Source organism: Cobetia sp., assembly GCF_983723665.1.
The window spans coordinates 1-7269 of sequence record NZ_CFDJES010000052.1; the positions used below are offsets into that span (position 1 = coordinate 1).

The following is a 7269-nucleotide window of genomic DNA, read 5'->3' on the forward strand; positions in this document are numbered from 1 at the left end:
CCGGCGCGCGCATCGACCATGAACAGCACGATGTCGGCTTCGTCGATGGCGGCCAGTGACTGGCCGGCCATCATCAGGTCGATGCCTTCCTCGTCACCGCTGATGCCGCCGGTGTCGATGACGGTGTAGGGCTTGCCGCCGACCTTGCCGGTGCCGTACTTGCGGTCACGGGTCAGGCCGGGGAAATCGGCGACCAGAGCATCACGGGTCTTGGTGAGGCGATTGAATAGCGTCGACTTGCCGACATTCGGGCGGCCGACCAGGGCGATCACGGGGTTCATGGAATCTCACAGCATTCGCAGGGATAGCATCGATGCCGGCCCCGTACGGTCTGCTTCGAACCATGATGGCTGGAAAGCACCTTGTGCAGGCAGGGCGATAGCGATGATATCGGACTTGGGGCACTGGATGACGACGCAGGCGTCGCATGCATCCAGTATGGTCCGCCGACAGGGGGTTAGCACTGTCGGCGGAAAGATCTCGTGGCTGAATCAATGGCTGCGTCGTGCGGCAGGCCTGATCAGCGGGGGCAGCATTCTAGCATTGACAGGGAGTTGCTACCAATGGCGTATCAAGACAACGGCAGCCAGGTGGCTGCCGTTGTCTTGATGAGGGCTGAACGAGGGCTGAACGAGGCGCATGTCAGATTGCGGGGCAGGCTGACGTGTGCGCTCGATCAATGGCTTACGGCGCTTCGAGATCCAGCGCCGTCAGCTCGCCATCGTTGGTGTAGACGTAGATGCGCTTGCCTTCGGTCAGCGGGGTGATGCTGATGCCATCGCCCCCCACGTCATAGCGGCCGGCCATCTCGCCGCTCTGGGCGTCGATCAGGTGCACATAGCCTTCGTAGTCACCGACCACCAGCTTGCCATCGACGAAGGCCGGAGAGGTCAGCCAGCGGCCTTCCAGGTCTTCGGACTTCCACAGCACGTTGCCCGTGTTGGCATCCATCGCCAGCACATGGCTGGCATTGTCGATGCTGAACAGGTAATCGCCGACCACGATGGGCGTCAGATAGCTGGAGGACGGCTTGTCCCACAGCGGCTCGCCGTTGCGGGCGTCCAGCGCGATCAGACGACCGTTGTAGCTGGTGACGAACAGGCGACCATCCTGGGTCAGCACCGGCTGGCCATCGAGATCGACCAGCTGGTCCACCTCGGTACGCCCGGCCGGCACGGCGACGCGCAGGTCCCACAGTTCCTGACCTGAGCGGTTGTCGAGCGTGACCAGCTTGCCGTTGGCGAAGCCCGCGAAGGTGACCGGCTGGATGACGCGCGGCGCGCCGGTGCCACGCAGCGTCAGGGCCGGAATCGTGGCCGAGTAGGCCCACTGCTCTTCGCCGGTGAAGCGATCAAGCGCGGTCACGGTGCCATCGACGCTCTGCACCACGACCAGCTCGTCGTTGTACTGCGGCGCGGCCAGCACTTCACTGGAGACACGCGTGCTCCATTCGATGCTGCCATCTTCCTGGCTGACGGCACTGACCTTGCCATCGCGCGTACCGACGTACAGGCGAGAGGCATCGGCATTCAGTGCGCTGGTGATGCCAGCCGGCAGCCGTGTCTGCCAGATGTCGTCGCCACTATCGGCAGCGAGGGCTTCCAGCTCACCGCCTTCGGCACCGACGAACAGCTTGTCGTTGGCGAAGATCGGTGACAGCGGATAGTGGGCACGGCCAAGGCCATTGCCGACCGATTCGCCCCAGACGGAATCCAGCGCGACCTGGCGATCGAAATCGACCAGCTCCTTGGGCGCATATTCCGGTTGGGCACTGCTGGCGCAACCGGCCAGCAGACTCACGGCCAGCAGCGAGGCCGGTACGCTCAGACGACGAGTGACGCTCATGAAGAAGACTCCGCAGCCAGATCGGCGAGTTTCAGGTCGAGACCGTAGACCGGCTGACCACTTTCCTGCGACAGGGTGCTGGCCTGCTGATAGGCGGCGATGGCCTCATCACGCTTGTCCTGTGCGGCCAGGGCATCGCCACGCACCGCAGCCGCCTGCGCTGCCAGCGGCGCCGGCGGGCTCTTGAGCAGGGCGAGTGCCGCGTCGTTGTCGCCGCGCTCGACATTGATGCGCGCCAGACGCAGGCTGGCCAGCCCCTGCAGGTAGCTGTCATCGCTGTTGTCGATCACGCTCTGCAGCGCCGTGGCGGCTGCATCGAGATCGTTGGCCTTGACCGACATGCTGGCATCCAGCAGGTGCGCCATCTGGGTGTAGAGGCTGTCGCCGTGCTTGCTTTCCAGTTCGCCGATCAGCGTACGCGCCTGCTTGACGCCGGCGTCTTCCAGCTTGGGCTGGCTGACGAGGCTGATCAGTTGCTGGTAACGCACGGAGGCCGCTTCGGACTGGCTGGCTTCATAGTTCTGCCAGGCCTTGAAGGCAAAGACACCGGCGCCGGCCAGTACGACACCGGCAATCAGTGACTTGCCGTTCTCGCTCCACCAACGCTTGATGGCTTCAAGCTGTTCTTCTTCGCTTCTGAGCTCTTCCGCCACGGGCGGTCTCCTTGACCTGGCCGGCATGCCGGCACTTGCATTCGTGAGGCGGAGAGCTGGCTCTCCGCCCGATATTCATTGGCAGTCTCAGGCGCCGAAGACGCTGTCGAGACGTTCGCCCAGCGCACGCTGGTTCAGTGTTTCCTGGTCGCGTTCCTCGCGCAGGAACTTGAGCGCCACCGTGCCTTCGATGACTTCATTCTCACCGAGAATCAGCGCGATGCGTGCACCGCTCTTGTCGGCCTTCTTCATCTGGCTCTTGAAGCTGCCGCCACCGCAATGCAGCACCAGACGCAGATTGGGCAGGGCGGTGCGCAGCTCTTCGGCCAGACGCATGGCTTCGCCTTCGGCCTGCTCGCCCATCGACATCAGATAGACATCGACGGTCTCGCGGACGTCCTGCGGTACCAGTTCCAGTGTCTCGAGCAACAGGATGAGGCGCTCGACGCCCATCGCGAAGCCGACCGCCGGTACCGGCTTGCCGCCCAGCTGTTCGAACAGGCTGTCGTAGCGGCCGCCGGCACACACGGTGCCCTGGCTGCCCAGCGCGGTGGTGGTCCATTCGAACACACTGCGCGAGTAGTAATCGAGGCCACGCACCAGGCGCGGGTTGATGACGTACTCGATGCCGGCGGCGTCGAGACGTGCCTTGAGGCCCTCGAAGTGTACGCGGGATTCTTCATCCAGGTGATCCCCCAGGCGCGGCGCGGCGTCGACGACGGCGGCCATGTCCGGGTTCTTGGTGTCGAGGATGCGCAGCGGGTTGCTGTGCAGACGACGCTTGGAGTCTTCGTCGAGGACATCCAGGTGCTGTTCGAAGTATTCGACCAGCAGGTCACGATAGGCGGCACGCGCTTCGAGGCTACCCAACGAGTTGAGCTCGAGCGTGACGTGCTCCAGCAGGCCCAGCTGGCGCCACAGACGTGCGGAGATCAGGATCATCTCGGCATCGATGTCAGGACCTTCCATGCCGTAGGCTTCGACGCCCACCTGATGGAACTGACGATAACGGCCCTTCTGCGGGCGCTCGTGGCGGAACATCGGGCCGGTGTACCACAGACGCTGGATCTGGTTGTGGACCAGGCCATTCTCCATCGCCATGCGCACGCAGCTGGCGGTACCTTCCGGACGCAGGGTCAGGCTGTCGCCGTTACGGTCGTCGAAGGTGTACATCTCCTTCTCGACGATGTCGGTGACTTCGCCGATGGAGCGCTTGAACAGTGCGGTCTGCTCGACGATGGGGGTGCGGATCTCGCGATAGCCGTACTGGCCCATCAGCGCTTCCACCTGGTGCTCGAAGTATTGCCATACCGGTGACTGGTCCGGCAGCAGGTCGTTCATGCCACGAATGGCCTGGATCTTGGTACTCAACGTTCTCTCCTGAATCCTTGCGCGTCTCCCCACGGCGCTCGCATGAGGTCATGCAGGCGGGTGGGGAGACGAAGGCGCGTCAATCACGACGCGCAAGCCAGCTGAGACAAGCTCAGCTCTGGCGGATGATAGTGTCGGCCTCACGGGCCTCTTTTTCCGCGACCTTGTCACGGATGAGTCGCTCAAGATCGTCAACCAGGGTGTCATTGGTCAACTTGCTGGCCGGCTTGCCGTCCAGGTAGACCAGGTTGGCGGGGCTGCCGCCGGTCAGACCGACATCGGTCTCCTTGGCTTCGCCGGGGCCATTGACGACACAGCCGATGACCGAGACGTTCAGCGGCGTCATCACGTCTTCAAGACGTGTCTCCAGCTCGTTCATGGTCTTGATGACGTCGAAATTCTGACGCGAGCAGCTGGGGCAGGCAATGAAGTTGATGCCCTTGGCGCGCAGCTTGAGGCTCTTGAGCATGTCGAAGCCGACCTTGATCTCCTCGACCGGGTCCGCTGCCAGCGACACGCGGATGGTGTCACCGATGCCGTCCATCAGCAGCATGCCCAGGCCGATGGAAGACTTGACGGTGCCAGAGCGCAGGCCGCCCGCTTCGGTGATGCCCAGGTGCAGCGGCTGTTCGATACGCGCTGCCAGGTCACGATAGGCGGCGACGGCCATGAACACGTCGCTGGCCTTGACGCTGACCTTGAAGTCCTGGAAATCGAGGCGATCCAGATGGTCGATGTGGCGCATGGCAGATTCGACCAGCGCCGCCGGCGTCGGTTCGCCGTATTTCTTCTGCAGGTCCTTTTCCAGCGAGCCTGCGTTGACGCCGATGCGGATCGGGATGCCGTTGTCGCGTGCGGCGCTGACCACGGCACGCACGCGGTCTTCACGACCGATGTTGCCCGGGTTGATGCGCAGGCAGTCGACGCCAAGTTCCGCCACACGCAGGGCGATCTTGTAATCGAAGTGGATGTCGGCGACCAGCGGAATGTTGCTCTGCTGCTTGATGCGACCGAAGGCTTCGGCGGCATCCATGTCCGGCACGCTGACACGCACGATATCGGCACCGGCATCCTCGAGGCGCTTGATCTGCGCGACGGTGGCGGCGACATCGTTGGTATCGGTGTTGGTCATGCTCTGCACGGAAATCGGTGCATCGCCGCCGACGGCCACATTGCCGACATGAATCTTGCGCGAGACGCGGCGCTTGATGGGGGAGTGACTATGCATGGGATTCCGGATCATTCACCGAGGGTAAGTTTGGCGACACTGCCGCGCGTGACGCGCGTGAGGTCGACCGCTTCATTCATGTAACGCAATTCGACGCCAGAGGCATTGCCGATGGTCAGCGTGAAGGGCGGCTTGCCTTCCAGCGTCGTGCTGGTGCCGGCCTCGTTGTTGCCGCGCAGCAGGCGCTTGCCATCGGCATCACGAATGTCGGTCCAGGAATTGATGTTGAACGTCAATTCGAGCTTGCGCGGGTCTGCCGCCGGCGCAGCTTCTTCTGCTGCGCTCTCTTGTGTGGTGTCGGCACTGGCATCGGCGACAGCATTCACGTCAGTGGCAGCGGCGCTATCCGTGGCAGCGCCAGACGCTGATGTGCCAGTCTCTGCAGCGCCCGGCGTGGCTGCGGTTGCGCCTGTATCGAGCGCGTCAGCACTCTGCGCTGTCGTCTCGGAAGATGCTCCTGTCTCGACGGCAGACGCATCACCGGTGGCAGTGGAGAACGGCGCCGCTTCACTGGCAGAGGACTGCGAGAGCGAAAGCTCGATGGAGCCATCGGCGTTCACGACCGGTGCGGCGTTGTCCGCATCGCTGCCACCTTCGAGGGCGGAGGTTTCCGCCGGCGAGGTGCGGCCATAGTCGCCACTCTGCCACCACACGTAGCTGAGACCGATCAGACCGGCGATGACCAGCAGGCTGACGAGGCGGAACAGATACTTGCCCATCTTGCCCGGCGGGCGCACCGACGGCGTGGAACTGGGGGTGTAGCGCTCGGCTTCGGTGGTGCCGAACTGGGCATTGTACTGCCCGACGATCGCCTTCTCGTCCATGCCCAGCAGGCGGGCATAGGCACGCAGATAGCCGCGACGGTACGCGGCGATGGGAATCTGGTCGTAGTGGTCGCGTTCCAGGTCATCGACCAGGCTGGGGCGCAGGTTGAGCTGTGTCGCCACCTCATCACGCGACAACCCCTGATGCTCGCGCTCCAGCTTGAGGCGCGTGCCAGGTAGTGCATCACTGGCGTGCTGATCAGGGGCGGGTTGATGTTCGCTCATGGCGCATCCTTGTAAGGAAAAACTGTCTACCGAACGCACATCCGGGCGCTCTTCCGGTACTGCGGGAACTGCTCCTGACACTGATGCTGGAGCATGCTGACTGATGCTGTCGCGCGATTGGCCGGGTGCTGCACGACTCGTCGATCATCATGCGAGTGAGCAGCGTGAAAAGCGATGACCTCCCATGCCAATCGACGCGCACGAACACACGTTCGTCCGCGTCGGCACTATACCAAGCCCGCGCCGAGATTTTCACCGGCATTTCGGTCTTCTCGGTCCTGCTTGCAGCGACCCCGCCCGTGAGGTGGCGCCATCAGCGGCGTCGTTGCGCCTCGCTCAGGGAGTGCGAATCACCGCGCGACCGGATTCCCGTGTCATGACCTGCTCCAGCTGGCGGCTGTAGAGATCTGCCAGACGGCTGTCGCCGCGAGCCGTGGCCACATCGACGGCCAGGGCGAGACTGTCGCTATCGGTGCCTGCCAGACGGAAGTAGCGGCTCAGTGCCGACTGGGCGGCGTCATTGTCGCCGGCGTCATGCGACATGCGTGCCACCGCCAACCAGGCCTCTGACTCACGCGGGTTGATCTTGACGGCGCGCTCGAAACTCTTCGCGGCCTCGCTGGTCTTGCCCAGCTGCAACTGACAGCGCCCCAGATTGGTATAGAGCTGGCCACGATTGTCGTAGGTCAGGTCTTCCGCCGCGATCTCGAGTTGCCGACAGGCCTCGACGTATTCACCGCGAGAGTAGAGAAAGGCCGCGTAGTTGTTGCGCGCACGGGTAAAGGACGGATCGCTGGAAATGGCCTGATTGAAATAGTCATCGGCGAGCACGTTCTCACCCTGGCGCTGATAGATCATCGCCAGCCCGGCCTTGGCCTCGGCATTGCTGCTCTGCAGCTTGAGTGCCTTCTGGAAGGCGCTGTCGGCGCGTTGCAGCTGATTACGACTCAGATAGGCCTCTCCGAGTTCCACGTAGGCGTTCGAAGCCTTGTTGTCATCCGGTGGGGCGTAGGGGTCGTTGGTTTCCACGCGTGTCGCGCAGCCTGCGAGGGTCAGGCCGGCAAATCCGAGGCACAGCAGCAGGGCTCTGGTGCGGCGAGTGATGCCGCGAGCAGCGGTGCGG

Annotated in this window: 7 protein-coding genes; all 7 read right to left on the reverse strand. The window is 63.4% G+C overall.

The genetic code is table 11. The features are described 5' to 3' along the window. Window positions 1–281 (reverse strand): GTPase (locus tag AC4FAH_RS07205; RefSeq protein WP_490245819.1); only part of this gene is annotated, 281 nt, incomplete at its 3' end. 403 nt (window positions 282–684) lie between these two features. Beyond that, window positions 685–1845 carry an outer membrane protein assembly factor BamB gene (gene bamB, locus AC4FAH_RS07210; RefSeq protein WP_153636523.1) on the reverse strand — a complete coding sequence of 387 codons (1161 nt, stop codon included), beginning with the start codon at window positions 1843–1845 and terminating at the stop codon, window positions 685–687. Continuing rightward, entirely contained in the window at window positions 1842–2498 is a 657-nt protein-coding gene (locus tag AC4FAH_RS07215) for a YfgM family protein (RefSeq protein WP_242007694.1), read from the reverse strand. Before AC4FAH_RS07215 ends, bamB begins: the two co-directional genes overlap by 4 nt. 87 nt (window positions 2499–2585) lie before the next feature. Further along, on the reverse strand, window positions 2586–3869 hold the full coding sequence (hisS, locus tag AC4FAH_RS07220) for a histidine--tRNA ligase (protein WP_084589419.1): 1284 nt from the start codon (window positions 3867–3869) through the stop codon (window positions 2586–2588). 112 nt (window positions 3870–3981) lie between these two features. Then, entirely contained in the window at window positions 3982–5097 is a 1116-nt protein-coding gene (gene ispG, locus AC4FAH_RS07225) for a flavodoxin-dependent (E)-4-hydroxy-3-methylbut-2-enyl-diphosphate synthase (RefSeq protein ID WP_043333809.1), read from the reverse strand. A gap of 11 nt (window positions 5098–5108) precedes the next feature. Beyond that, window positions 5109–6146 (reverse strand): RodZ domain-containing protein, encoded by a 1038-nt coding sequence (locus AC4FAH_RS07230; protein ID WP_490245820.1) that lies wholly within the window; start codon window positions 6144–6146, stop codon window positions 5109–5111. Between the two features lie 336 nt (window positions 6147–6482). Continuing rightward, window positions 6483–7269: type IV pilus biogenesis/stability protein PilW (gene pilW, locus AC4FAH_RS07235; protein WP_490245821.1), on the reverse strand; the 787-nt coding region annotated here is incomplete at its 5' end.

Excerpts from the sequence above, each read along its gene's own strand:
- bamB (WP_153636523.1), bottom strand. The coding sequence starts at position 1,845 with ATGAGCGTCACTCGTCGTCTGAGCGTACCGGCCTCGCTGCTGGCCGTG.
- ispG (WP_043333809.1), bottom strand. The coding sequence starts at position 5,097 with ATGCATAGTCACTCCCCCATCAAGCGCCGCGTCTCGCGCAAGATTCAT.
- AC4FAH_RS07230 (WP_490245820.1), bottom strand. The coding sequence starts at position 6,146 with ATGAGCGAACATCAACCCGCCCCTGATCAGCACGCCAGTGATGCACTA.